This is a genomic window from Dietzia cercidiphylli (assembly GCF_014145145.1).
Lineage (GTDB): Bacteria > Actinomycetota > Actinomycetes > Mycobacteriales > Mycobacteriaceae > Dietzia > Dietzia natronolimnaea.
This window is the reverse complement of record NZ_JAALEA010000482.1, coordinates 1-2,410: the sequence shown is the minus strand read 5'-3', so window position 1 is coordinate 2,410 and position 2,410 is coordinate 1. Positions and strand designations below refer to the sequence as shown.

2 protein-coding genes and 1 pseudogene are annotated in these 2,410 nt (G+C 73.4%); all 3 read left to right on the top strand.

Annotated features, from left to right (window positions below):
- Positions 1–486: pseudogene (locus G6028_RS15980) on the top strand (hypothetical protein); the annotation flags it as partial.
- A complete protein-coding gene (locus tag G6028_RS15975; protein ID WP_182659459.1) occupies positions 483–947 on the top strand; it encodes a YncE family protein in 465 nt (154 codons plus the stop codon). The pseudogene G6028_RS15980 and the gene G6028_RS15975, both read left to right, overlap by 4 nt.
- Positions 948–1,021: 74 nt before the next feature.
- Entirely contained in the window at positions 1,022–2,323 is a 1,302-nt protein-coding gene (locus G6028_RS17800; RefSeq protein WP_182659458.1) for an FAD-binding oxidoreductase, read from the top strand.
- The last annotated feature ends 87 nt before the right edge of the window (positions 2,324–2,410 follow it).

Below are 2,410 nucleotides of genomic sequence, written 5' to 3'. Positions count from 1 at the left end.
GCCGCGGTGATCGTCGCGGGGCTGGCCCTCGTCGTCGTCGTGGTCCTGGGATTCGCGCTGTCCGGCCCCGGATCCGACTCCGGCAACGGCCCCACCGACCAGGTGCGCGGCCCGTTGCCGCCCCAGGCCTGGCAGGCCCCCGAGCGCGCGCCGGGCGAGTTGTTCGACGTCGAGGGGCGGTTCACCGTGATGGCCTCCCCGGGCGAGCCGGTCTCCGGCGACGGATCCGGCTGCGACCTGCCCGTCACGCTCTCGGACATCGGCGAGGGCACGCGGATCACGTTGACCGAGGGCGTGTCGACCACCCTCGGCAGCACCATGCTCGCCTACGCCGGGGGCGATCTCTCCTCCTGCACCTTCACCTTCGATTTCGGCGCGGTCCCCTCCGGCGCGCCCTTCTACCTGATCGAGATCCCCGGGCGTGGGCAGCTCACCTATACCGAGGACGAACTGCGCGCGGGCGTGGACATCACGCTCGGCCGGTGATGACCGGATCCGCCACGCCGGGACCCGTCGGCCCGGTCCCGTCCGCGATCGTGGACCTGCCCGTCACGCCCGCCGGCGACGTCCCCCGGGAGGCCCACCTGCTGGACTCCGGCCACCACGGCATCTCCATGAACCCCCAGGGCACCAAGATCTGCGTCGCGGGCACCATGAGCGACTACGCCACCGTGGTCGACCGGGAGACCCTGCAACACGGGCCGCTGGTCTCGACCGGCCTCAAGTCCTACTGGGTGACCACCGACCTCACCGGGGAGAACTGCTTCGTGTCCTGGGCCAAGAGCAACACGGTCAGCGTGCTGTCCTTCGAGACCGGCGAGGAGGTGGCCCGGATCCCCGTCGGGTACCACCCCCAGCGCATGCGGATCGGTGTGGCGCCGCAGGACTGGGGCGGCAACCCGGTGCCGCTCCCCGCTCCGGGAAACCCCCTGCCCGTGTTCTCCTGACCGCCGGGTCCGGCGCCGGCGGCTATCCTGGGGCACCGGCGGACGCCGACGGCAGGTAGTGAGGAGGCGCGGAGGTGGTGAGGATCCCAGGGGAGGACGACGACGCCTTCTCCCGCGCCACGGACGTCGAGCGCCTCGTGTCGGACATCGACCTCTCGCCGTATCTCGGCAGGGCCGCCGACCCCACGACCACGCCGCTGGCGGACCCCGTCCCGGTCTCCACGGCCACTCCCCCGCTGTTGGCCCTCCGCGATCTCCTCGCCGACCCGCGCTTCATCGGGTTGTTCGCCCGTGCCCTGCGCGAGGCCGACCCGGATTTCCGCGAACTGTTCCCCCGCGACGCCTCCGGGGTGCTCGGCGAGTTCGTCCGCGCGATGACGTGGGCGCTCGAGACCGTCGAGGACGCCCGGGGGGACGAGGCCGAGGTCGCCCAGGTGGTGGAGTTCGCCCGCCACCTGGGCGCCGACCACCGCAAACTCGAACTCTCCGCCCGCCACCACCAGCGCTTCGGCGAGGCCCTCGCCAGCACTCTCCGCCACCTGGCCGGTGGCGGCTGGGATGACCGGTTGTCCACCACGCTGGGCACCGCGTACCGGGCACTGTCGACCGCGCTCCAGGAGGGCGCGGCCGCCGGGCAGGGGCCCGCGAGGGTCGGCGCGACCGTCGTCGAGGCCCTCCGGCCGACCCGCGACGTGGCGGTGGTCAGGCTGATCACCGACGTGATGGTGGACTACCACCCGGGCCAGTACCTCAGCGTCCTGACGCCGTACACGCCGGGCGTGTGGCGCCGGTTCAGCCCGTCGATCCCGGCCAACCCGGCCGGCCAGATCGAGTTCCACGTCCGCGACGTCCCCGGTGGCGCGCTCAGCGGATCGCTGGTCCGGGGTGTCGGGGTGGGCGACCGGTGGGTCCTGGCGAGGCCCCTCGGGCTGCTCGAGGTGGACCGCACCGAACCCGTCCGCGACGTGCTGATGGTGGCCGGCGGCACCGGCATCGCCCCGCTGCGCTGCCTGCTGCTGGACATGATGCGCCACGGTTTCAACCCCCGCGTGCACCTGTTCTACGGCGCGCGGCACCCCGGCGACCTCTACGATCTGCCGACACTCGTCGACCTGGCCGCCACCGCGCCGTGGCTCACCATCCAGCCGGTCTCCGAGGAGGACACCGACCCGTGGTGGGCCGGCGCGCGTCAGGACCTGCCCCGCACACTGCACCGGCGTCAGACGGGGACGCTGGTGGACGTGGTGACCGGCTGGGGTTCGTGGGCGGATCGCCAGGTACTGCTGTCCGGGTCACCGGAGATGCTGCGCGCCACCGTCCGCGGGATGGTCGCGGTCGGCACCCCCCGCGAGAACATCAGGTTCGACCGGCCCTGACCCGCGGCCGGGTCGGCCCGGGGTCAGGACTCCTCGACGTCCGCCCCGGCGCGGTCGCCGCCGTCCTCCGCGGCGTCCTCACCCGCG